Raw genomic sequence first — 684 nt, 5'->3', positions numbered from 1 at the left:
TGAAGCTTGAGCACATGCTTGTGGATAACGCGGCCATGCAGCTAATTTATGCACCGAATCAATTTGATGTCGTGGTGACTGAAAATATGTTCGGTGATATTTTAAGCGATGAAGCGTCCATGCTTACAGGCTCGCTCGGTATGCTCCCGTCAGCCAGCCTATCAAGCTCTGGTCTTCATCTGTTTGAACCTGTTCATGGCTCCGCGCCTGATATTGCTGGTAAAGGGATGGCAAATCCGTTCGCAGCCATATTGTCAGCGGCAATGCTTTTGAGAACATCTTTCGGGCTTGAAGAGGAAGCGAAAGCTGTAGAAGATGCGGTAAACAAAGTCTTGGCTTCCGGAAAAAGAACAAGAGACTTGGCACGGGGTGAAGAGTTCAGCAGCACTCAGGCCATTACAGAGGAAGTTAAGGCAGCAATCATGAGTGAAAATACAATTTCTAATGTGTGACAGCTTACGTTAAGCGGTCTTAGCTCTAGGTAGAGGGAGGAAATAAAAGATGATGCCTCGAACAATCATCGAAAAGATTTGGGATCAGCATATTGTAAAACATGGTGAGGGAAAGCCGGATCTTCTCTATATTGATTTGCACCTCATTCATGAGGTGACGTCTCCTCAGGCATTTGAAGGCTTGAGACAAAAGGGAAGAAAGGTCAGAAGACCCCAAAACACATTTGCGACA

The 684-nt window shown here is 45.8% G+C and carries 2 protein-coding genes; both read left to right on the top strand.

Going from position 1 to position 684, the window contains the following annotated elements; all coding sequences use genetic code 11:
- Positions 1-452, top strand: a 452-nt coding sequence (locus ACWHAR_RS27655; RefSeq protein ID WP_452088513.1) for an isocitrate/isopropylmalate family dehydrogenase, incomplete at its 5' end; no start/stop codon positions are given.
- 49 nt (positions 453-501) lie between these two features.
- On the top strand, positions 502-684 hold a 183-nt coding region (locus tag ACWHAR_RS27650; protein ID WP_452088512.1), incomplete at its 3' end, for an aconitase family protein.

The sequence above is a fragment of the Bacillus sp. LR--39 genome (genome assembly GCF_053613335.1).
The sequence above is the reverse complement of the archived record's forward strand: the minus strand, read 5'-3'. Positions and strand labels throughout refer to the sequence as shown.